Here is a 22,599-nt window from a genome sequence, read left to right as displayed (position 1 = left end):
ATGGCAACACTCGAACTGCGTAATGTGCACAAGACCTACGGTACCGGGCTGCCGGACACGCTCAAGGATATCCAGCTGGCGATCAAGGACGGTGAGTTCCTGATCCTGGTCGGCCCTTCGGGTTGCGGCAAGTCGACCCTGATGAACTGCATTGCCGGGCTTGAGAACATCAGCGGCGGGGCGATCCTGATCGACGAGCAGGACGTCAGCGGCATGAGCCCCAAGGACCGAGACATCGCCATGGTGTTCCAGTCCTACGCGCTGTACCCGACCATGAACGTGCGCGACAACATTGCCTTCGGCCTGAAGATCCGCAAGTTGCCCCAGGCTGCTATCGACGAGGAAGTGGCGCGGGTGGCCAAGCTGCTGCAGATCGAGCATTTGCTGGCACGCAAGCCAGGCCAGCTGTCGGGCGGCCAGCAGCAGCGGGTGGCCATGGGCCGGGCCTTGGCGCGCCGGCCGAAGATCTACCTGTTCGACGAGCCGCTGTCGAACCTCGACGCCAAGCTGCGGGTGGAGATGCGCACCGAGATCAAGCTGATGCACCAGCGCCTGAAAACCACCACGGTGTACGTCACTCACGACCAGATCGAGGCCATGACCCTGGGCGACAAGGTGGCGGTGATGAAGGACGGCATCATCCAGCAGTTCGGCACCCCGCAGCAGATCTACAACGACCCGGCCAACCTGTTCGTCGCCAGCTTCATCGGTTCGCCGCCGATGAACTTCATCCCGGTGCGCCTGGCCCGCCAGGATGGCCGCGTGCTGGCGCTGCTGGACAGCGGCCAGGCGCGTTGCGAGCTGCCGCTTGGGGTGGCTGGCGAGGGGCTGGAGGGCCGCGAGCTGATCCTGGGCGTGCGCCCCGAGCAGATCACCCTGGGCGGCGCCCAGGGCAACGGCCTGCCGGGCATCCGCGCCGAGGTGCAGGTGACCGAGCCCACCGGCCCGGACCTGTTGGTGTTCGTCACCCTCAACCAGACCAAGGTCTGCTGCCGCCTGGCGCCGGATGTGGCGTGCCGGGTCGGCGACAGTCTGGATTTGCAGTTCGACCCGGCGCGGGTGCTGCTGTTCGACGCCGCCAGCGGCGAGCGGCTGGACCTTTCTGCCAACGCACCGAGCAAGGACAACGTGACCCGTTTCAAAGGCCGTTGAGCAAACGCAGCCCTTGTAGGAGCGGCCTTGTGTCGCGAAAGGGCTGCAGAGCAGCCCCGGCAATTTTTCGGGCGGCTGAGAACTTGGGGCCGCTACGCAGCCCTTTCGCGACACAAGGCCGCTCCTACAGGCGGCCGCCGTTAAATCGTTCTGTTAAATAACAAGAAAAGAGGACGCAAAGGAATGGAACAGCGCAATCGCATCAGGGCCCTGGGCTCGCTGGCCTTGCTGGCCATCGTCGGCAGCAGTGGCGCACAGGCTGCCGAGGCTTTTTCGTCGGAGTCCAAGTGGATGACCGGCGACTGGGGCGGCACCCGCACCGAGCTGCTGGACAAGGGCTACGACTTCACCCTCGACTACGTCGGCGAGGTGGCCGGCAACCTGCACGGTGGCTACAACGACGACAAGACCGCCCGCTACAGCGACCAGTTCGCCTTGGGCGCGCACCTGGACCTGCAAAAGATCTTTGGCTGGCATGACGCCGAGTTCAAGTTGGCAATCACCGAGCGTAGCGGGCGCAACCTGTCCAACGACCGCATCAGTGACCCGCGCGCCGGGCAGTTCAGCTCGGTGCAGGAGGTGTGGGGCCGCGGCCAGACCTGGCGCCTGACGCAGATGTGGGTCAAGCAGAAGTACTTCGACGGCGCGCTGGACGTGAAGGTCGGCCGCTATGGCCCGGGCGAGGACTTCAACAGCTTCCCCTGCGACTTCCAGAACCTGGCGTTCTGCGGCTCGCAGGTGGGCAACTGGGTGGGCGGCATCTGGTACAACTGGCCAGTGAGCCAGTGGGCGCTGCGGGTCAAGTACAACATCACCCCCGAGTTCTTCGTGCAGGTGGGCGCCTTCGAGCAGAACCCGTCCAACCTTGAGACCGGCAACGGCTTCAAGCTCAGCGGCAGCGGCACCAAGGGCGCCATCCTGCCGGTGGAGATGGTCTGGTCGCCGCAGGTCAACGGCCTGCCGGGCGAGTACCGCCTGGGCTACTACTACAGCACCGCCAAGGCCGACGATATCTACGACGACGTCAACGGCAACCCCCAGGGGCTGACCGGCGCGGACTTCAAGTCGCACTCCAGCAAGCACGGCTGGTGGGTGGTGGCCCAGCAGCAGGTCACCGCTCACAGTGGTGATGCCAGCCGCGGCCTGAGCCTGTTCGCCAACTTCACCATGCACGACAAGGCCACCAACGTGGTCGACAACTACCAGCAGGTGGGCATGGTGTACAAAGGCGCGTTCGATTCCCGGCCCAAGGACGATATCGGCTTTGGCATCGCCCGCATTCACGTCAACGACGATGTGAAAAAGCGCGCCGAGCAGCTCAACGTGGTCAGCGGCATCAACGACTACGACAACCCGGGCTTCGTGCCGCTGCAGCGCACCGAGTACAACGCCGAGCTCTACTACGGCTTCCACGTCACCAACTGGCTGACCGTGCGGCCGAACCTGCAGTACATCAAGAGCCCTGGTGGTGTGGACGATGTGGATAACGCGCTGGTCGCAGGCTTGAAGATTCAGTCGTCATTCTGAGAAAAATTGTTGTAAATTTACGCCATCCATTTTCGGCCTTCCGCTAACCACTGGTCTGCAGTGGTTAGCGGGTTGGGGCTGAGACAGCGCTATCTCGAACAACAAAGAGCCTGGAACCATGCCTGAACATCCGCTACATCGCTTCTTCACCACGCAACGGCCACGGCCGACGTTCGAGTGGGAGCGTTACCAGCAGCGCGATGTCCTGGTCATCGACCACCCGCGCTGCCAGGCGGTGTTCAGCCGCCAGGGCGGGCAGTTGCTGCATTTTCAGCCGGCCGGCGAAAAGCCCTGGCTGTGGTGCGCCGAGCAGTGGCCGCAGGTGGGCGCGATTCGTGGCGGGGTGCCGGTGTGCTGGCCGTGGTATGGCCGCCACCCCAGCGAAGATTTGTGGCCGGCCCACGGCTGGGCGCGGCTGCTGGACTGGAAGCTGGTGCAAAGCACTGAGGACGAGGAGGGCGTTACGCTCAAGTGGCGGCTGGATTTGTGCGACTGGCAGGTCGACCTGCACGCCCGTCTGGGCGCCAGCATGGAGCTGAGCCTGTCCACCGAGCATCAGGACAGCGAGCCCTGCCAGTTGAGCCATGCACTGCTGGCCTACTGGCGCATCAGTGACGTGTCAAAGGTAGCGCTGTCCGGGCTTGAGGATATCGAAGGTTACGACCGCCTCAACCGCCAGGTGTGCCGCGAAGACGGCGCGCTGAAGCTGCGTGGCGGCTGCCAGAAGGTGTACCCGGGTACGCCGAAGGTGCAGTTGCAGGACCCGGCCTGGCAGCGCGAGCTGTGCATCGACACCGGCGACAGCGACGACACCGTGGTCTGGCACCCCGGCAACCGCCCGCTGATGGGCGTGACCGGGCGCGAGTGCCAGGGGTTCGTCTGCGTGGAGGCGGCCAGTGGCAGTGATGCCGGGCTGAGCCTGGCGCCTGGCGAGCGGGCGCACCTGCGTTTGCAGGCGCACCGGCTCAGTTGAGGTCGTCGTCTTCGATCGGGTAGCGGCTGGCGTTGAGGCTTTCCTTGATCTTGCGCAGGTGCGGCTGAAAGTCCGAGCCGCGGCGCAGGGTCATGCCGGTGGCCAGCACGTCGAGCACGGTGAGCTGGATGATCCGCGAGGTCATCGGCATGTAGATGTCGGTGTCTTCGGGCAGCGGAATGTGCAGGCTCAGGCTGCAGGCCTGGGCCAGCGGCGAGCCGGCGGCGGTCAGGCCCAGCACCGAGGCGCCGTTCTCCCGCGCCAGGCGCGCCACCTCGACCAGTTCGCGGGTGCGCCCGGTGTAGGAGATGATCACGAACAGGTCGCCAGTGTGGGCCACCGAGGCCAGCATGCGCTGCATGAGCACATCGGCGTGGGCCGATACGGCCAGGTTGAAGCGGAAGAACTTGTGCTGGGCATCCAGCGCCACGGGGGCCGAGGCACCCAGGCCGAAGAAGTGGATCTGCCGGGCCTGGATCATCATGTCCACGGCGCGGCTGACCTGCTGCGGGTCCAGCGCCTGGCAGGCGCTGTCCAGCGAGGCGATGGCGCTGCCGAAGATTTTTTGCGTGTAGGCAGCCGGGTCGTCATCGGCTTCCACGGCGCGGCTTACGTAGGCGGCGCCGCTGGCCAGGCTCTGCGCCAGTTGCAGCTTGAGCTCGGGGTAGCCGCTGACGCCGAACGAGCGGCAGAAGCGGTTGACGGTCGGCTCGCTGACCTTGGCCGCCTGGGCCAGGGCGGCGATGCTGAAGCGGGTGGCTTGCTGCGGGTTCAGCAAGATGACCTCGGCGACCTTGCGCTCGGCCTTGTTAAGCTCGTCCAGGCGGCCCTGGATCTGTTCCAGGAGGTTGCGCACGCGGTCCATGGTGGGGTCCTTGTTTTGAAGGGGCGGCTTGCAGGGCCGGCCCGGGCAGACAGACGGCAGGCAGGGCTGCAGGCTTTTTGCAAAGTTGTCTATCGTACTGTCGCTGAGAGGGTCACACCACTTGTCTGTATCAGGTGGGGTTGATGTTGTTGTTTTTACTACATTACCCCTTGAAAAACCGGGTCGAAACCGGTATTCCTAGCCCAACTTTAATAAAAGAACCAACATCATGGCTGCGATCAGTGTAGAACCTTGCACCTTTGCCCTGTTTGGCGCCCTTGGCGACCTGGCATTGCGCAAGCTGTTTCCCGCGCTCTACCAGCTTGACCGCGCCAATTTGCTGCACGCGGACACCCGCCTGCTGGCCCTGGCCCGGGAGCCTGGCAGTGCCCAGGAGCATCTGCAGAATATCGAGGCGCACCTGCGCCGCCACGTGCCGGACGCCGAGATCGACCCGGCCACCCTCGGGCGCTTCTTCGCCCGCCTTGACTACCTGCATCTGGACTTCGCTCAGCCCGAGGGCTACCAGGCCCTGGCCGAGCAAGCCCCCGCCGGGCTGCCGTTGATCGCCTATTTCGCCACCGCCGCAGCGGTGTACGGCGCCATCTGCGAGAACCTCGACAAGGCCGGCCTTGCGCCACGCACCCGGGTGGTGCTGGAAAAGCCCATCGGCCACGACCTGGAGTCGTCGCGCCGGGTGAATGATGCGGTGGCGCGGTTCTTCCCCGAAAACCGGGTGTATCGCATCGACCATTACCTGGGTAAGGAAACGGTACAGAACCTGATCGCCCTGCGTTTCGCCAACAGCCTGTTCGAAACCCAGTGGAACCAGAACTCCATCTCCCATGTGGAGATCACTGTGGCCGAGAAGGTCGGCATCGAGGGCCGTTGGGGTTACTTCGACAAGGCCGGCCAGCTGCGCGACATGATCCAGAACCACCTGCTGCAGCTGCTGTGCCTGATCGCCATGGACCCGCCCAGCGACCTGTCCGCCGACAGCATCCGCGACGAGAAGGTCAAGGTGCTCAAGGCACTGGCACCGATCACCGGCGAGGGCTTGGGCACCCGTGTGGTGCGTGGCCAGTACATCGCCGGCTACAGCGACGGCAAGCCGGTGCCCGGCTACCTCGAAGAAGACAACGCCAACGCCCAGAGCGACACCGAAACCTTCGTTGCCCTGCGCGCCGACATTCGCAACTGGCGCTGGTCGGGGGTGCCGTTCTACCTGCGCACTGGCAAGCGCATGCCGCAAAAGCTGTCGCAGATCGTCATCCACTTCAAAGAAACGCCGCACTACATCTTCGCCCCGGAACAGCGCCTGCAGATCGGCAACAAGCTGATCATTCGCCTGCAACCGGACGAAGGCATCTCGCTGCGGGTGATGACCAAGGAGCAGGGCCTGGACAAGGGCATGCAACTGCGCAGCGGCCCGTTGCAGCTGAATTTTTCCGATACCTGGCGCAGCGCGCGGATTCCGGACGCCTACGAACGCCTGTTGCTCGAGGTAATGCGTGGCAACCAGAACCTGTTCGTGCGCAAGGACGAGATCGAGTACGCCTGGACCTGGTGCGACCAGTTGATCGCCGGCTGGAAAAACAGCGGTGAGGCGCCCAAGCCCTATGCCGCCGGCTCCTGGGGGCCGATGAGCTCGATTGCACTGATTACACGAGACGGGAGGGCCTGGTATGGCGATATCTGAACTGCAATTGCCGGCAAGCGTGACGGTACACCAGCTCGCTGACGGGCCAACCCTTGCGGCCACATTGGCCGCCGATGTGGCCGGGCGCCTGCGCCAGGCCATTGCCAGCAACGGCCAGGCCTGCGTGGTGCTGTCCGGCGGGCGCAGCCCGGTGCCGTTTCTCGAGAAGCTGGCCAGCGAGGCACTGGACTGGTCGAAAGTGACCGTAAGCCTGGCCGACGAGCGCTGGGTGCCAGTGGAGCACCCCGACAGCAACGCCGGCCTGTTGGCTCGCCACCTGTTCAAGGGTGCGGCGGCCAAGGCCCGTTTCATCGGCCTGTACCACAGCGCTGCAAGCCTGGGCATCGCCGCCGAACAGGCCGACGAAGCACTCGCCGCGCTGCCGCCGATCGACGTGCTGGTACTGGGCATGGGCGACGATGGCCATACCGCGTCGCTGTTCCCGGCCAGCCCCAATTTGCTTGAAGGCCTGAACCCGTCCAGCAAGCGCCGCTGCCTGCCGTTGCTGGCGCCGAGCGTGCCGCGCCAGCGCCTGTCGATGACCCGTGCGCTGCTGGCCAGTGCCGGGCTGACGGTGTTGTCGGTGCAAGGGGCGGGCAAACTCGCTACCCTGCGCGCCGCGCTGGCGGGCAACGACCTTACCGAAATGCCGATTCGCGCCTTTCTTCACGACCCCCTGAGCATCTACTGGTGCCCATGAGCCAAGGATCCACTGTCATGACCACCCTCGAACGCCCACAGCCTTTGCTCTCGATGGCTGAAAAGGCCGCCCGGATCGACGCCATTTGCGAAAAGGCGCGCATCCTGCCGGTGATCACCATCGCCCGTGAGGAAGACATCCTGCCCCTGGCCGACGCCCTGGCCGCTGGCGGTATCCGCACCCTGGAAGTGACCCTGCGCTCGCAGCACGGCCTGAAGGCCATCCAGGTGCTGCGCGAGCAGCGCCCGGAACTGTGCATCGGCGCCGGCACCGTGCTCGACCGCAGCATGTTCGCCAAGGTCGAGGCGGCTGGTGCGCAGTTCGTGGTGACCCCGGGCATTACCCAGGACATCCTCGAAGCCGGCGTCGACAGCGACATCCCGCTGCTGCCGGGTATCAGCACGCCGTCGGAAATCATGATGGGGTACGCCCTCGGTTACCGGCGCTTCAAGCTGTTCCCGGCCGAGATCAGCGGCGGCGTGGCGGCGATCAAGGCCTTCGCCGGCCCGTTCGGCGACATCCGCTTCTGCCCCACCGGCGGGGTCAACCCGGCCAATGTACGCAACTACATGGCCCTGCCCAACGTGATGTGCGTGGGTGGCACCTGGATGCTCGACAGCAGCTGGATCAAGAACGGTGACTGGGCGCGTATCGAGGCCTGCAGCGCCGAGGCGATGGCCTTGCTGGACTGAACCCTTTCGTTGTGTGCTACACGGTTATGGGGCGCTTGGTCGGCGCCCTTTTTTTTGCCTGCAAGAAAGTGTTCCTGCTGATCTGCCGAGCACACGAATTTTAAGGTGGCGCCTCGCTCAGTCAGAAGGAGGTTGCCCAGTGAGCAGCCATGAAGAACTTAAAGGCTCTTATGAAATAGAGCGCTATTTGTACGGCGAGCAGGGCGTGCAAGCGGGCAGTTGGGTGGCGGGGCAAACGGTCGTTGGTGATATCAATGTCGACGGTGTTGCCGTTGAGTGTTTCACCCGCCCGGTCTATGCCTACCTTTCGTATTGCGCACGGGTTCAGCAACAGCGCTCGGGGCCTTATGTCCACACGCAGCACTATCAGTGCGGTTTGAACCGGGACTTTCTGGCAGGCCTCGAGGTGCCTTTCAAGGTGCGCCCGGGCATCAATCGGGTCAATGCACTGTCCCGCATCGTGACCGACTTGCCTGCCGATGTTTTATGGGGCATGCCGGTCGAACAGACGCGCGATGTTTACCTGAACGACAGCAAGGCGTACCTGGTTTACCAGGTCAACATTGCCTATGCCCATTGCCTGGTCGATGGCAAGCCAGGCAACGCCAGGTTGGGCAGCGTATTCAGCGAAGTGGCGGGTCAGTGGCTGCTGGTGTCGTCGCTAAGTACTGATCGGCTGGTCGTCGTGGAAGAGCGTCAGGCCGTTGAGGCACCTGGCTGGCAATCGGTCAGGCAGGCGGTGCTTGCCGCAAGAAAGCTGGGTGCACTCGAGATTGACCAGTCTGTGGCCGGTATCCCCTTCAATCGATATAAATGACAAATACCGACAGGAGTCTGTTGCGATGAGCTTTATCGACGAGTCCATGATCAAGGACATTGGTAACTTCCCGCACAAGCGCGGGTCTTATGAAATCGAGAACTATCTGTTCGGCAGTGACGGGGCGGTCAATGCGGGTTGCTGGATATACGATAAAACCGTGTACGGTGACATGCGCCTGGGGCCGCAGGATTGGGGAACCTACACGACCCCGATAATGGCATACCTCTCCCACCTGAATACCGTGCGCGTCCCCAGCAGTGTCAAGCACATACAGGAAGTGGCAGTAACGGAAGGCTACAGTTCGACATTCACTTCGACGCTGGAGATGGAAGTGGGTTTAGGTGCCGGCTTTTTACTGAGTGCGGTGGGTGGCAAGTTGACCAGCAGCACCAGTGAAGGAATCCATGGTTCCACGGTCAATACCCGCAAGGTCGAGATGGAAGGGCCGGGTGTATTCAATATCTACCAGGTGCATTACGTGTATGCCCATTGCGTGACCTCGGCAGGCAACTGTTCGGACTTCTTCAAATATGCCAAGCACAAGCAGGTCAAGGGCCGGGAAGACCTGTACTTCCTGACTTCGGTGGCCACCGACTCGACAGTGGCAGTTGCAGCCAAGCATTCCATCGCCCCGCTGGGTTGGGATGAGATACAGGTTGCAGCCTTGATGAAAGGATATGACGTTGAAAAGAACAGTGGGCGCTGGGCGCTGGACTGGAAGGCCTACAACCTTCCGGGTTGCCGCTACTGAAGGCAGGCCGGCGAGACCCTGTGAAGGGTTGCGGTGACTGCTTGATAATGAAAAGGCAGGGGCTGCAACGCAGCCCCTTGCCGGTTACTGCGAAGCTTTGCTCAGCAGTGCGGAGAACGCGCGCTTGGCGTCTTCGACGGCGTCGGAGATCTCCTGCGCAGCCTTGGTCGACTCGGCGCGGTAGGTGGCGGTCAGGCCTTTCATGTCGCTCTGGAAGTCCAGGGTGGCCTGGGCCAGGGCGCGCACCGATTCGACCCGCAGGGTCGAGCCGTAGCTGGCTTTCATGGCGGCGCCGAGCTGCTGGTTGCCCAGCTCGCCCAGGGCTTCGAGGCCCTTGTTGATACCGTCGGTGGTGGCGTTGAGGGTGTGGGTAGCCTCGGCCATGCCCTGGTTGGCGGTGAACGACACGGCCAGGCTGGTGAGCACCACCTCGTTGGTGGCGAAGAACGACACCATGCGCTGGTACTGGCGCTCCTTGACCACGTGCACCTGGCTGATGCGGGCGAACACCATCTCGGCGGTGTTGTAGCCGACCCGAAGGTCGTCGGCGATATCCTTGACGATCTGGTAGCTCTTGTCTTCGTTCTGCAGCGCGCGTACCGCTTCATCGCGACTAAGCTCCAGCGCCGCGCGGCGCGCAGGTTCTGCGCCTTCGGCCGCTGCCACGTTGGCGTTGGCCGTATCCAGTGCCTGGGTGCGCTCCTGCAGCGCCCGGCCGGCAAGGGTCAGCACTTCCTGCGCATCCACCTCGGCGGTTTTCATCGCCAGGCGGAAGTCCATGTACGACTCCAGGATCAGGCTCTCGCGGCTGATCTGGTCGCTGGCGGCGGCGCAAACGTCGAGGTAGTGCTTGCGGATATCTTCGAAGCGGCTGGGGATCGAGCCGCGCATCATGTGCATCCAGGCCATTTTCAGGCGCTCGAGGGTGTCCAGGCGGCCGTCGTCCATCCACGTGGCCATGGCGGCAGCATCCTCGCGGATCGAGGTAAAGCTGTCGGTGATGTTCATGTAGCGGTCGGAGATGTCCATGCCGGCGATCTGCTCACGCACGGTCTGGTTGAACAGGGTCGCCTGCTGCAGCACAGCGGCGATGCCGGTGATGCGCTGGTTGTCGTAGTGGGCGACCTTGTCCAGCAGCATCAATACCGGCGCCGGCTGGGCCGGTTTGCCGAAAGAGATGCCGAGTTTGCGCAGGCCTTCGAGGGCGCGTTCTAGGTATTGGCTCATGGGAGTCCTTGCATGAGTGGGGGCTGGAATGGGGTGGGGGCCGTTCAGAAGCTGTCGGTGGTACGGAAACCGCCACCGCCGGAGCTGCTGGAGGTACGAAAACCTGAGCTGCTCGAACCGCCGGAAAAACCGCCGCTGCTGTACGAGCTGGACGAGCGGCCATTGCCGCGGTGGCGCGGCGCAACGTATTCGCGGCCTTCATCGAGCAGCTTTTCAATCGCTTGCTGGTCGGCTGCGCCGCGCATGTATTCGGCCAGAATCTGCTCGATCGGGTGGCGCAACTGGTACTCGTGACGCGAGTCCTGGTAGTGCTCGGTACGCAGGCCGTGCTCGATGGCCTTGGCGCGCTCGTAGTGCTGGCGCCTGTTCTGCGCGCGGTTTTGCAGGGTCTTGAGGGCCTGGCCTGCGTCCTCCAGGCGTGCGTGCAGCACCTGCAGCTCGCTGACCAGCAGGTCATCGCGGGTGTCTGGCGTTTGTGCGGCGGCGAGCATCAGCTCGGCCAGCGGGCGCGCCTTGAGCCGCTCGGTGATGGTCTGGCGAATGCCGAGCAGGTGCGGGTCGCGTTGCTGGGAGAATTCGCTCAGTTGCACCTGCAGCGAGCTGGCGCGGGCCTTGGACTCTTTCAGCAGTGTGTTCAGCACCTGCTCTTCGGCCAGCATGTTCTGCATGCCCAGCGCCTGGCGGGCCTCGTCCAGCTGCTGCTGATACTGCGCTTGCAGTTGCGCGTGGGCCTCGCTGCGGGCTTGGCGCACGGTCTCGTTGCGCGCCTGCATGCTCAGCAGGATGCGCTCGTTGGCCTGGTTGGTGTGAAAATCGACGCGCCGTGCCAGGTAGTTGTCGAGCATGCCCTGCAGCGGGTAGGGGCGATAGTGTTCGGTACCGTACTGGCGGGCCTTGAGGAAGGTGTACAGCGGGTTGCTGGTATAGCCATGCAACTTGCTGTCGCACTCGCTGCGGATTTCCTCGTAACCGGCGTGGGCGTGCTGCTCGGCCTGGCGAGCGGCCTCCAGTTGCTCGAGCAGTTGGCGCGAGGCGGGGTTCTGTTCAAGCAGGTCCTGCGCCCGGGCATCGAGCTGCTCGAGGTTCTGGCGCGCGGCATGGTGCTTGCCAAGGGTGTTGGCGATGATCCGCTCGGCCTGTTGCAGGGTCTGCAGCAAGGCGGCCTGGGCCTGTTCGCGTTGCTCCAGCTGCTGGCGGGTCTGCAGGTCCAGCGCGGCGGTGTCCTGCAGTTGCAGGCTGGCGATCTCGCCCAGTTTGCAGGCGATCTGGTGTTCTAGCCGGGCTTGCTGGTCGGACCCGGCATACAGCGCCTGCTCAGCCTCGCGCAGCTGTTGTTCGGCCTGGCGCGAGTTGTCTTCGAGGGCGCGAAAGAGTGCGCTCGGGGTCATGGGTTACCACTCCAGGATCATGTCAGGGGTGCTGCTGGTGCGCTGGTTGTAGTAGGTCAGCAGGCTGTTGGCCGGTTTTTCGCCGATCAGCCGTTGGCTGATATGGCCATCGTCCAGCTTGTCCTGGCGCACCTTGAGGTACTCGTCACGGCTGACGCGCACGCCGAAGCGATTGGCCCAGCGGGTCTGGCCGTCCTCGACGCTGGTCACCGGCATCATGGCCGCGTTGCCGCTGGCGTCCAGCGGTTCGACCACAAGGTACCAGCTCTTGCCGCGTGTGCTGTTCTCGGCGCAACCAGACGCCTCGTAGCAGCGTTCGACCCCGGACTTGACCCCTGGGCGGTCGACCAGCTCGATGGTCAGTGGCTGGGCGGCAAAGTCCAGGTAATCGCGCAGTACATCCAGCGTGGCGTTGGCGCTTTTCAGGCGCAGCGCGGCGATGTCGTTGCTGGCCTGCTCGCTCCAGGCCAGCAGCGGCTTGCGTTCATTGGCCGACAACGACATGGCCTTGAGGCGGGCGAGCAGCTCGCGCTGGCGGTCGAGGCTGGTGAACACCCGGTCGACGCTGTTCAGGCGCTTGGTTGCGGTATTCAGGCTGGTGCGCGCGGCAGCCAGCTCGAATTGGGCCTGGTCGATACGGGCCTTGAGTGGGGTGCGGTTGTCGCGGGTGATCGGGTCGGGCAGTTCGAGGGGCGCAGGCAAGGCTGACGGCAGCATTTGCTCGATCTTTACCGCCATTGCCGCCACCACAGGTTCTGGCTTGCGCTGCAGGCGTGCCTGCACCTGCCCAAGGCGCTGGCGCTGGGTGGTGATGTCGTTTTGCAGGGTGCGGCTGTCCAGCATCAGGCGGTGGGCGGCTTGCTCGACGGTGACGTTCTGGTAGCGGTCTGCCAGGGCGATGGCGCCAAGGCCCAGTACATAAAGCAGCAGTGCGCCGGCGACCCAGCGCAGCAGTTTGCCGCGGGCCATGATCAGGCCCGCCAGCAGGTTTTGCAGGCGGCCCATGGGCGGTGCTTCGAACATCAAGCGGCGCGAGAAGTACTGCTGCACGCCTTCGGCGATCTGGCTGTCGTCGAAGGGGATGCCATTGTTCTGGTAATAGGTGCGGATGCGCTCGGCCACGTCGGCACGGCGTTTTGGCAGGTCGAGGTGTTCCTGGATTTCCATTTCGCGGTGGCGAAGCTGGTCGACGAGGGCCATGGCCCCTATCTGGTCGCTGAGCGAGACACTCATGGGGTGAGTTCCGGGCGCTGGCTCATGGTGGTCCTTGCATGAGTGAAGAAGGGGCGAGGCAGTATATCCAGAGTTGCGGGCGAAATGATGGCTAGTGTCCTCTCTCGGCCAAAAGAGAACGTATTTCCGAGACAGGACACCAGGGTTTGCAGCCGGCATAAAAAAGGGCCGCCCTGAAGCCCATCGCCTGCGCATCGGCGATGGGCCGCAGGGCGGCCCTTGTTTTAGCTGTTGGCGCTTCAGGCGGCCTTGGCTTCCTGCTGGCTCAGCGAGCGGTTGAGCGCACTGAACAGTGCCTTGAAGCTGGCGGTGGTGATGTTCTCGTCGATGCCCACGCCGTGCACCGGGCGGCCACCGGCCACACGCAGCTCGATGTAGGCCGCAGCTTTGGCGTTGGTGCCGGCGCCGATGGCGTGCTCGTTGTAGTCCATGATCTCGACTGCAACCGGCAGGCCGGCGACCAGGGCTTCCAGGGCGCCATTGCCCTTGCCGCGCCAGTGCAGGTTGGTCTCGCCTTCACCGGCGACTTCCACTTCCACGGCGCTGTTGCCGTTTTCTTCCTGCAAGCGGTGGCTGACCATGGTGTAGGGGGCGTTGGCCTGCAGGTATTCCTTCTGCAGCAGCTTGTAGATCTGCTGGGCAGTCATTTCCAGGCCCAGGCGGTCGGTTTCACCCTGTACCACCTGGCTGAACTCGATCTGCATGCGGCGCGGCAGGCTGATGCCGTATTCCTGCTCGAGCAGGTAGGTGATGCCGCCCTTGCCCGACTGGCTGTTGACGCGGATCACCGCCTCGTAGCTGCGGCCGATGTCGGCCGGGTCGATCGGCAGGTACGGTACTTCCCACAGCTCGCCTTCCTGCTGCTTGGTGAAGCCTTTGCGAATCGCGTCCTGGTGCGAGCCGGAGAATGCGGTGTGGACCAGGTCGCCGACGTAGGGGTGGCGCGGGTGTACCGGCAGCTGGTTGCACTCCTCGACCACCTTGCGCACGCCGTCGATGTCGGAGAAGTCCAACTGCGGGTCGATGCCCTGGGTGTAGAGGTTCAATGCCAGGGTGACCAGGTCGACGTTGCCGGTGCGCTCGCCGTTGCCGAACAGGCAGCCTTCGGCGCGGTCGGCGCCGGCCATCAGGCCCAGCTCGGTGGCGGCGATGCCGGTGCCGCGGTCGTTGTGGCAGTGCAGGCTGATGATCACGCTGTCACGGCGGTTGACGTTGCGGCAGAACCATTCGATCTGGTCGGCGTAGACGTTCGGCGTGGCAACTTCGACGGTGGCCGGCAGGTTGAGGATGATCTTGTGCTCAGGGGTGGGGTTCCACACCTCGATCACCGCGTCGCACACCTCTTTGGCGAACTCAAGCTCGGTGGCGCTGAAGGTTTCCGGCGAGTACTGGAAGGTCCATTGCGTTTCAGGCTGCTGGGCGGCGTACTTGACGAACAGCTTGGCGGCGTTGACGGCGATGTCCTTCACGCCCTGCTTGTCCTGGTTGAAGACGATGCGGCGGAACGACGGGCAGGTGGCGTTGTACAGGTGGACGATGGCCTTTTTCGCGCCGCGCAGCGATTCGAAGGTGCGGGCGATCAGGTCTTCACGGGCCTGGGTGAGCACCTGGATGGTGGTGTCGTCCGGGATGTGGCCATCTTCGATCAGGGTACGCACGAAGTCGAAATCGGTTTGCGAAGCGGAAGGGAAGGAGGCTTCGATTTCCTTCACGCCCACCTGCACCAAGGTCTTCCAGAAGCGCAGCTTCTTCTCCGAATCCATCGGCTCGATCAGCGACTGGTTGCCATCACGCAGGTCCGAGCTGCACCAGATAGGTGCCTCGGTGATGGCCTTCGACGGCCAGGTGCGGTCGGGCAGGTCGATGGTCGGGAAGGCGCGGTATTTCTTCGAAGGGTCTTTGAGCATGGTCATGGAAGCAATCCTTTTGTGTGCGGCCGAGATCGGGCCTGCCGGGCAGTAACGAGATGAAGGGGCGAGGCGACGCGAATCAGCCTGGTAGTCGGGCGCTGACCAGGTTGAGGCTGCGATGTTGTCGGAGCAGGATGAGGGTGCTGAAGGTTTTCATGTGCTCAACCCTAACCAGTGGGGTGGGGGATGGCAAGCACTGCGGAAAAATTGAGAGGAATGCTTAAAAAATGCTGAAAGGCGAGATTTTATCGCTGATATGTGTTTTAAGGTTTTGAATTGTTGCGCTGTATTTTTTAATGGCGCAACACAGGTGAAGTGATGGTGACGCTGCTGGCCTCTTCGCGGGCAAGCCCGCTCCCACAGGGAAATCACAGCCTTCGAACGCTTCGTCATACCTGTGGGAGCAAGTGTCTTGTGCTGCCTGTACTGGCCTCATCGCCGGCAAGCCGGCTCCCACAGGTACAACGCAGGCTTGAACCTCATGCAATACCTGTGGGAGCGGGCTTGCCCGCGAAGCAGGCGCCGCTGTGTCAGGGCTGGAACGCGCCAATGAAAATCGCCGGATCCACCCGCGCATCGTTCAGGCTGACGTTCCAGTGCATGTGCGGCCCGGTGGCACGCCCGGTCGAGCCCACGCGCCCCACCACTTCGCCGCGGCGCATCACTTGCCCGGGCTTCACGTCGATCTTCGACATGTGGCAGAACATGCTGATGAAGCCCTGGCCATGGTCGACGAACACCGTGCGGCCATTGAAGAAGTAATCACCCACCAGGATCACCTTGCCGTTGGCCGGGGTCTTGATCGGCGTGCCGGCGGGCACGGCGAAGTCCAGGCCGGCATGGGGGTTGCGTTCCTCGCCGTTGAAGAAGCGGCGCACGCCGAACTTGCTCGACAGCGGGCCGTTGACCGGCTTGTCGAGGATCAGGTTGCTGGGCAGCGCCGGGCTGAAGCTGCGGTAGGCCTTGATCTGCTCGGCAAGCTCGCGGTCGATGCGTTTGAGGTCGTCGGGGTTGGGGTTGACCTGGCGCTGGTTCTTCAGGGTGATGTGCTGCTCGGGGTATTTCTTGCTGCCAACGTTGAACGCCAGAGTGCGCCCGCCCTGGGTCAGCACCGCGCTGCCGGGCTTTTGCGTCAGCGGGATGCCGACGATGGCCAGCCAGGTGTCCTGCTCCTTGACCACCAGCACCGGCTTGCCGTCGAAGCGTGCCGACGGGGCGCTGGCGGCAGGCCCCAGGTCGACCACGGCAACGCCGCCGGGCACTGGTTTGTTCAGGGTGCGGGTGATGTAGCTGGCCTGGGCGGCGGTGATCGGCAGCAGCAGGGCGAGGGCGAGCAGGGGCGCGAGCAGGCGGGGCATGTGTCAGTCCAGTAGCGAGAGGGTGACCGGGGTCTGGTGATTGTCCTCGACCCGCACCTTCAGCTCGCCTTCGTTCAGGCGTGCGGTCAGGCGTTGGCCGTTGCGGGTGTCGGCGGCGCTGCGCACGGCCTGGCCGCGCTCGTCGAGCAGGATGCTGTAGCCGCGGGCGAGGGTGGCCAGGGGGCTGACCACCTGCAGCGTCTGCAGTTGCGCCTGGAAGCGCTGGCGGCGGTCCTTGAGCACGTCGCGCATGGCCCTTGGCAGGCGTGCGGCGAGGGTGTCCAGGCGCTGCTGGAGCATTTTCAGGTTGCGCCCCGGGTGTTGGGCGGCCAGGCGCATGTCCATGCGCCCCAGGCGCTCCTGGCGGCGCTGCATGCCGAGCATGAAGGCGCGGCGCAGGCGCATGTCCAGGTCGTCCAGGCGCTGGGCCTGCTGGCGCAGGCGCTCACCGGGGTGGCGCAGGCGCCGGGCCAGGCCTTCGACGCGCAGGCGGTCATGGCTCAGGCGGTTCTGCATGCGCAGCAGCAGGCGCCGCTGCAGGCTGTCCAGGCGCTGCTGCAGGCCGCTGTTGTCGGGGGCCAGCAGCTCGGCGGCGGCGGACGGCGTGGGTGCGCGCACGTCGGCGACGAAGTCGCTGATCGACACGTCGGTTTCATGCCCCACGGCGCTGACGATGGGCGTCACGCAGGCGGCCACGGCGCGGGCCACGGCCTCTTCGTTGAAGCACCACAAGTCTTCCAGCGAGCCGCCGCCACGGGCCAGGATCAACGCATCGAAGCCCTGGCGGTCGGCCAGCTGCAAGGCGCGGACGATCTGGTTGATCGCTTCGCGGCCCTGCACGGCGGTGGGGATCAGGTTCAGCTCGACTTGCGGCGCGCGGCGGCCAAACACGCTGATGATGTCGCGGATCACCGCGCCGGTGGGCGAGGAGACGATGCCGATGCGCCGCGGGTGGGCCGGCAGCGGCTGCTTGCGCTCGGTGCTGAACAGGCCCTCGGCGCCGAGCTTCTCTTTCAGCGCCTCGAACGCCAGGCGCAGGGCGCCGTCGCCGGCAGGCTCGACGGTGTCGAGGATCAGCTGGTAGTCGCCACGCCCCTCGAACAGCGACACCTTGCCACGCACCTTGACCGCCAGGCCGTCACGCAGGGCCTGGCGCACGCGGGCGGCATTCTGGCGGAACAGCGCGCAGCGAATTTGCGCGCCGCTGTCCTTGAGGGTGAAGTACATGTGCCCGGAGGCCGGGCGGGCGAGGTTGGAAATCTCGCCTTCCACCCAGACGCTGCGGAACACGTCCTCCAGCAGCACGCGGGCGCGGCCGTTGAGCTGGCTGACGGTGAGGACCTCGCGGTCAAGGCCGAGTCGTTCGAAGGGGTCTCTGATCATGGCGGGCATCATAAAGGACATGCGGGGCGGTTGTCTGTGCCGGGTGCGTAGTAGCGTGGGAGCGGGCTTGCCCCGCGATGGGGCGGGCCTGGAAACCGAGTGGCATGGCACCGGCGCTGCCGGTGATCGCGGGGCAAGCCCGCTCCCACGGCATGTGGCGAGGTGCACAACTCCCTTGCCGGTGATGGGGTAAGGCAGGCTAACCTGTGCCGGTCGCCCAAGGAATCGGCCCATGTTCAGCCAACTCGCCTTCACCCCCCTCGAATGGATTCCCATCCTGCTGGCCATCGCCGCCGCCTACATCGTCTTCGGCATTGCCGGGTTCGGTACCGCGCTGGTGGCAGGCCCGGTGCTGATTCACTTCATGCCGCTGTCGCGGATCATCCCGCTGCTGGTGCTGCTGGACTTCGTCGCCGCCTTCGGCAACCTGCTGCCATCACGCAAGGATGTGGTGCGCGGCGAGCTGCTGCGGTTGCTGCCGTGCATGGCGGTGGGCTGCACCTTGGGGGTGGTGTTTCTGCTGCACCTGAAATCCGACCTGCTGCTGTTGCTGATGGGGCTGTTCGTTACCGCCTACGCCATCTACGGGCTGGCGGTGAAGGTGCGCCCGGCCAGGCTTTCCGGGCTGTGGGCGGTGCCGATGGGGACCGTGGGCGGGCTGTTCGGCGCGTTGTTCGGCAGTGGCGGCTTTCTGTATGCCATCTACCTCAGCGCCCGGCTGGAGGTGAAGGAGCAGGTGCGCGCCACCCAGAGCGCGCTGATCAGCTGCAGCACCATCGTGCGCCTGTCGCTGTTCCTGATCGCCGGGGTGTATGCCGACACCAGCCTGGTGTGGCTGGCGGCCTGCCTGCTGCCGGTGATGTTCGCTGGTTTGTGGGTGGGCCGGCGTTTGACCCACAAGCTTTCCCGCGAAGCTTTCGTGCGGCTGGTCACCTGGCTGGTGCTGGCCAGCGGCCTGGCGCTGATCGGTCGCTACCTGAGCGGCTGAGCAGGCGGTAGAATTGCGCCACTACCGCTGTTTTGCAGGCTTGCCCCGTTCATGAACACCCAGAGCATCATCGTCCCCAAGCTGTCCACCGTGCCGGTGCACGAAGCCCGTGCCCGGGCCATCCTGCGCTGGCTGGTGCGCGAAAAAGTCGTCGAGGAGCAACTGAGCACCTGCGGGCGCACCGGCAATCGCATGGGCCATGCCCTGGCCGCAGGTGCCCGCAAAGTGGCCCTGCACCCGGAAAAACTGCCGTTGGGCAACCCGGTCAACGGCCTGGAGGTGATGCTCAAACGCTGCATCTACACCCCCACCGAAGGGTTCTTGCAAGAAGCCGGCTGCCCGGAGTGCCGCCGCGAGGTGGGCGAGCCGCTGTTCGAGAGCCTGGAGGAGTGGATGCCGGCGGTGAGCGACAACTTCACCTGCCCGCTGTGCGGCTTCGAAGATGACATCAATGGCTTCCTTTACCTGCAGCCATGTGCCTTTTCCAACCTTGGGTTCATCTTCAACAACTGGGGCGAGGCCGGGTTTACCCAGGCCTTTCTCGACAGCTTCGCCGATTGGCTCGACCAGCCGGTGGCTGTGGTGCAGGTGAAGGTAGGCTGATTCGAGGGCCTCATCGCCGGCAAGCCGGCTCCTACAGGGCGAATGCAATGCTTGTAGGAGCCGGCTTGCCGGCGATGAGGCCACAACAGCCAAAACTGGACCGAAGGCCCTTATTTTGCATTGAGCGGCGCGCCTTGCATGAGTATAATGGCGCGCTTCCATTTTTCCCGCCCGGGAGCCCCCGCGATGCTGCGTATCAGCCAAGAAGCCCTGACCTTCGACGATATCCTCCTTGTACCTGGCTACTCCGAGGTACTGCCCAATGAAGTCAGTCTCAAGACCCGTTTGACCCGTGGCATCGAGCTGAACATTCCCCTGGTTTCCGCCGCCATGGATACCGTGACCGAAGCGCGTCTGGCCATTGCCATGGCCCAGGAAGGCGGCATCGGCATCATCCACAAGAACATGACCATCGAGCAGCAGGCCGGCGAAGTGCGCAAGGTCAAGAAGTTCGAGGCTGGCGTGGTCAAGGACCCGATCACCATCGACGCCGACGCCACCGTGCGCGACCTGTTCGAGCTGACCCGCCTGAACAACATCTCCGGTGTTCCGGTGCTGGAAAACGGCGACCTGGTCGGCATCGTCACCTCCCGTGACGTGCGCTTCGAAAACCGTCTGGACGCCAAGGTCCGCGACGTGATGACCCCCAAAGAGCGTCTGGTCACCGTGCGCGAAGGCGCCGACAAGAACGAAGTCCGCGAGCTGCTGCACAAGCACCGCCTGGAAAAAGTCCTGATCGTCGACGACAAGTTCGCCCTCAAGGGCATGATGACCGTCAAGGACATCGAAAAGGCCAAGGCCTACCCGCTGGCCAGCAAGGACGACCAGGGTCGCCTGCGCGTCGGCGCTGCGGTCGGCACCGGCAAGGACACCGGCGAGCGCGTTGCGGCCCTGGTTGCTGCTGGCGTTGACGTGGTTGTCGTCGACACCGCCCACGGCCACTCCAAAGGCGTGATCGACCGCGTTCGCTGGGTCAAAGAGACTTACCCGCAAGTGCAGGTGATCGGCGGCAACATCGCCACCGGCGCTGCCGCCAAGGCCCTGGCCGAAGCTGGCGCCGACGCAGTCAAGGTCGGCATCGGCCCGGGCTCGATCTGCACCACCCGTATCGTTGCCGGTGTCGGCGTGCCGCAAATCAGCGCCATCGCCAACGTTGCCGCCGCACTGGAAGGCACTGGCGTGCCACTGATCGCCGACGGCGGCATCCGTTTCTCGGGTGACCTGTCCAAGGCCATCGTCGCCGGTGCTTCCTGCGTGATGATGGGTTCGATGTTCGCCGGTACCGAAGAAGCCCCGGGTGAAGTCGAGCTGTTCCAGGGCCGTTCGTACAAGGCTTACCGCGGCATGGGCTCGCTGGGTGCCATGGCACAGGCGCAAGGCTCGTCCGACCGTTACTTCCAGGACTCCTCGGCCGGTGCCGAGAAGCTGGTACCGGAAGGCATCGAAGGCCGCGTCCCTTACAAAGGCGCCCTGGCCGCGATCATCCACCAGCTGATGGGCGGCCTGCGTTCGTCCATGGGCTACACCGGCAGCGCGACCATCGAAGAGATGCGTACCAAGCCTGAGTTCGTGCGCATCACCGGTGCCGGCATGGCCGAGTCCCACGTGCATGACGTGCAGATCACCAAAGAAGCCCCTAACTACCGCGTAGGCTGAGGCTTCAAGCAATAACCGAACGGGGCTGTCACGAACAGCCCCGCGTCGTTTCCGATTTCCACTGACGAGATTGAGTCATGGCCCTCGACATTCACGCTCACCGCATCCTGATCCTCGATTTCGGTTCCCAGTACACCCAGCTGATCGCCCGCCGCGTGCGCGAAATCGGCGTGTACTGCGAGCTGCACCCGTTCGACATGGACGATGAAGCGATCCGCGAATTCAACCCGCGCGGCATCATCCTGGCCGGCGGCCCCGAGTCGGTCCACGAAGCCAACAGCCCGCGTGCCCCGCAAGCGGTGTTCGACCTGAAGGTGCCGGTACTGGGCATCTGCTACGGCATGCAGACCATGGCCGAACAGATGGGCGGCAAGGTCGAAGGTTCCGAGCTGCGCGAGTTCGGCTACGCCCGCGTTGACGTAGTTGGCAAGAGCCGCCTGCTGGACGGCATCGAAGACCACGTCGACGATGACGGCGTACTGGGCCTGGACGTGTGGATGAGCCACGGCGACAAGGTTACCCAGATGCCGGGCAACTTCAACGTGCTGGCCAGCACCCCGAGCTGCCCGATCGCCGGCATGTACGACGACGCCCTGGGCTACTACGGCGTGCAGTTCCACCCGGAAGTGACCCACACCAAGCAGGGCGGTCGCATCCTGTCGCGCTTCGTGCAGGACATCTGCGGCTGTGAAGCCCTGTGGACCGCCTCGAACATCGTCGAAGACGCCATCGCCCAGGTGCGCGCGCAAGTCGGTTCGGCCAACGTCCTGCTGGGCCTGTCCGGCGGCGTCGACAGCTCGGTGGTTGCCGCGCTGCTGCACCGCGCCATCGGCGACCAGCTGACCTGCGTATTCGTCGACAACGGCCTGCTGCGCCTGCACGAAGGCGACCAGGTGATGGCCATGTTCAAGGAGAACATGGGCGTCAAGGTGATCCGCGCCGATGCTGAAAAGCAGTTCCTCGACAACCTGGAAGGCGAAGCCGACCCGGAGAAAAAGCGCAAGATCATCGGCCGTACCTTCATCGACATCTTCGATGCCGAAGCCAGCAAGCTCGAGAACATCCAGTTCCTCGCCCAGGGCACCATCTACCCCGACGTGATCGAGTCGGCCGGCGCCAAGAGCGGCAAGGCCCACGTGATCAAGTCGCACCACAACGTCGGCGGCCTGCCGGAGGAAATGAACCTCAAGCTGGTCGAGCCACTGCGTGAGCTGTTCAAGGACGAAGTGCGCAAGATCGGCCTGGAACTGGGCCTGCCGTACGACATGGTCTACCGCCACCCGTTCCCGGGCCCGGGCCTGGGCGTGCGCATTCTGGGTGAAGTGAAGAAGGAATACGCCGACATCCTGCGTCGCGCCGACCACATCTTCATCGAAGAGCTGCGCAAGGCCGACTGGTACCACAAGACCAGCCAGGCCTTCGTGGTGTTCCAGCCGGTCAAGTCGGTCGGTGTCGTTGGCGACGGCCGTCGCTACGCCTGGGTCGTGGCCCTGCGCGCCGTCGAGACCGTGGACTTCATGACCGCACGTTGGGCGCACCTGCCCTACGAGCTGCTGGAGACTGTCAGCGGGCGTATCATCAACGAGATCGAAGGCATTTCGCGCGTTACCTACGACGTGTCGAGCAAGCCGCCGGCCACCATCGAGTGGGAATAAGTTGAGCCACAAGGGCGCC

Annotated in this window: 19 protein-coding genes; 12 read left to right on the top strand and 7 right to left on the bottom strand. The window is 64.3% G+C overall.

Going from position 1 to position 22,599, the window contains the following annotated elements:
- The 3 genes from ACI2KK_RS12285 (at nt 1) to ACI2KK_RS12275 (ending at nt 3,652) form a co-directional block, all read left to right on the top strand.
- Nucleotides 1–1,152: an ABC transporter ATP-binding protein gene (locus ACI2KK_RS12285; RefSeq protein ID WP_404669103.1), complete on the top strand. Its 1,152-nt coding sequence runs from the start codon at nt 1–3 to the stop codon at nt 1,150–1,152.
- Between the two features lie 183 nt (nt 1,153–1,335).
- Nucleotides 1,336–2,679, top strand: coding sequence for a carbohydrate porin (locus ACI2KK_RS12280; RefSeq protein ID WP_404669102.1), 1,344 nt, complete (start codon nt 1,336–1,338; stop codon nt 2,677–2,679).
- Nucleotides 2,680–2,797: 118 nt separating this feature from the next.
- Entirely contained in the window at nt 2,798–3,652 is an 855-nt protein-coding gene (locus ACI2KK_RS12275; RefSeq protein WP_404669101.1) for a D-hexose-6-phosphate mutarotase, read from the top strand.
- Here the strand turns inward: ACI2KK_RS12275 and hexR are convergent.
- Entirely contained in the window at nt 3,645–4,508 is an 864-nt protein-coding gene (gene hexR, locus ACI2KK_RS12270) for a MurR/RpiR family transcriptional regulator (RefSeq protein WP_217843642.1), read from the bottom strand. The genes ACI2KK_RS12275 and hexR overlap by 8 nt on opposite strands.
- Nucleotides 4,509–4,746: 238 nt before the next feature.
- On the opposite strand from hexR, the gene zwf reads away from it, so the two are divergent.
- The 5 genes from zwf (at nt 4,747) to ACI2KK_RS12245 (ending at nt 9,179) form a co-directional block, all read left to right on the top strand.
- A complete protein-coding gene (gene zwf, locus ACI2KK_RS12265) occupies nt 4,747–6,216 on the top strand; it encodes a glucose-6-phosphate dehydrogenase (protein ID WP_404669100.1) in 1,470 nt (489 codons plus the stop codon).
- Nucleotides 6,203–6,916 (top strand): 6-phosphogluconolactonase, encoded by a 714-nt coding sequence (pgl, locus tag ACI2KK_RS12260; RefSeq protein WP_404669099.1) that lies wholly within the window; start codon nt 6,203–6,205, stop codon nt 6,914–6,916. The genes zwf and pgl overlap by 14 nt, the downstream gene beginning before the upstream one ends.
- Before the next feature lie 17 nt (nt 6,917–6,933).
- Nucleotides 6,934–7,608 (top strand): bifunctional 4-hydroxy-2-oxoglutarate aldolase/2-dehydro-3-deoxy-phosphogluconate aldolase, encoded by a 675-nt coding sequence (locus ACI2KK_RS12255; RefSeq protein ID WP_404669098.1) that lies wholly within the window; start codon nt 6,934–6,936, stop codon nt 7,606–7,608.
- A gap of 139 nt (nt 7,609–7,747) precedes the next feature.
- On the top strand, nt 7,748–8,425 hold the full coding sequence (locus ACI2KK_RS12250) for a monalysin family beta-barrel pore-forming toxin (RefSeq protein ID WP_404669097.1): 678 nt from the start codon (nt 7,748–7,750) through the stop codon (nt 8,423–8,425).
- Between the two features lie 25 nt (nt 8,426–8,450).
- Nucleotides 8,451–9,179: a monalysin family beta-barrel pore-forming toxin gene (locus ACI2KK_RS12245; protein WP_404669096.1), complete on the top strand. Its 729-nt coding sequence runs from the start codon at nt 8,451–8,453 to the stop codon at nt 9,177–9,179.
- An 84-nt stretch (nt 9,180–9,263) separates the two neighbouring features.
- Here the strand turns inward: ACI2KK_RS12245 and ACI2KK_RS12240 are convergent, their stop codons facing one another.
- The 6 genes from ACI2KK_RS12240 to xseA all read right to left on the bottom strand — a co-directional run bounded on the left by ACI2KK_RS12240 (nt 9,264) and on the right by xseA (nt 17,678).
- Complete coding sequence (locus tag ACI2KK_RS12240; RefSeq protein WP_404669095.1) at nt 9,264–10,406, bottom strand: merozoite surface protein 3b; 1,143 nt, start codon at nt 10,404–10,406, stop codon at nt 9,264–9,266.
- Between the two features lie 44 nt (nt 10,407–10,450).
- Entirely contained in the window at nt 10,451–11,794 is a 1,344-nt protein-coding gene (locus ACI2KK_RS12235) for a hypothetical protein (protein ID WP_404669094.1), read from the bottom strand.
- A 3-nt stretch (nt 11,795–11,797) separates the two neighbouring features.
- Nucleotides 11,798–13,027, bottom strand: coding sequence for a DUF6384 family protein (locus ACI2KK_RS12230; RefSeq protein WP_404669093.1), 1,230 nt, complete (start codon nt 13,025–13,027; stop codon nt 11,798–11,800).
- Between the two features lie 239 nt (nt 13,028–13,266).
- Nucleotides 13,267–14,940: a 2-isopropylmalate synthase gene (gene leuA / locus ACI2KK_RS12225; RefSeq protein WP_404669092.1), complete on the bottom strand. Its 1,674-nt coding sequence runs from the start codon at nt 14,938–14,940 to the stop codon at nt 13,267–13,269.
- Between the two features lie 527 nt (nt 14,941–15,467).
- A complete protein-coding gene (locus ACI2KK_RS12220) occupies nt 15,468–16,295 on the bottom strand; it encodes a peptidoglycan DD-metalloendopeptidase family protein (RefSeq protein ID WP_404669091.1) in 828 nt (275 codons plus the stop codon).
- A gap of 3 nt (nt 16,296–16,298) precedes the next feature.
- Entirely contained in the window at nt 16,299–17,678 is a 1,380-nt protein-coding gene (xseA, locus tag ACI2KK_RS12215) for an exodeoxyribonuclease VII large subunit (RefSeq protein ID WP_404669090.1), read from the bottom strand.
- Nucleotides 17,679–17,910: 232 nt separating this feature from the next.
- On the opposite strand from xseA, the gene ACI2KK_RS12210 reads away from it, so the two are divergent.
- The 4 genes from ACI2KK_RS12210 to guaA all read left to right on the top strand — a co-directional run bounded on the left by ACI2KK_RS12210 (nt 17,911) and on the right by guaA (nt 22,580).
- A complete protein-coding gene (locus tag ACI2KK_RS12210) occupies nt 17,911–18,666 on the top strand; it encodes a sulfite exporter TauE/SafE family protein (protein ID WP_404669089.1) in 756 nt (251 codons plus the stop codon).
- 51 nt (nt 18,667–18,717) lie between these two features.
- Complete coding sequence (locus ACI2KK_RS12205; RefSeq protein WP_404669088.1) at nt 18,718–19,269, top strand: sugar ABC transporter ATPase; 552 nt, start codon at nt 18,718–18,720, stop codon at nt 19,267–19,269.
- A 186-nt stretch (nt 19,270–19,455) separates the two neighbouring features.
- The gene (guaB, locus tag ACI2KK_RS12200; RefSeq protein ID WP_217886282.1) at nt 19,456–20,925 is read left to right on the top strand and encodes an IMP dehydrogenase; all 1,470 of its coding nucleotides are present in this window, start codon (nt 19,456–19,458) and stop codon (nt 20,923–20,925) included.
- Between the two features lie 77 nt (nt 20,926–21,002).
- Nucleotides 21,003–22,580: a glutamine-hydrolyzing GMP synthase gene (gene guaA, locus ACI2KK_RS12195; protein ID WP_217840080.1), complete on the top strand. Its 1,578-nt coding sequence runs from the start codon at nt 21,003–21,005 to the stop codon at nt 22,578–22,580.
- The last annotated feature ends 19 nt before the right edge of the window (nt 22,581–22,599 follow it).

It is taken from the genome of Pseudomonas sp. NPDC089406 (genome assembly GCF_044900265.1).
GTDB lineage: Bacteria > Pseudomonadota > Gammaproteobacteria > Pseudomonadales > Pseudomonadaceae > Aquipseudomonas > Aquipseudomonas fakonensis.
This window is presented reverse-complemented; position numbering and strand designations above follow the sequence as displayed.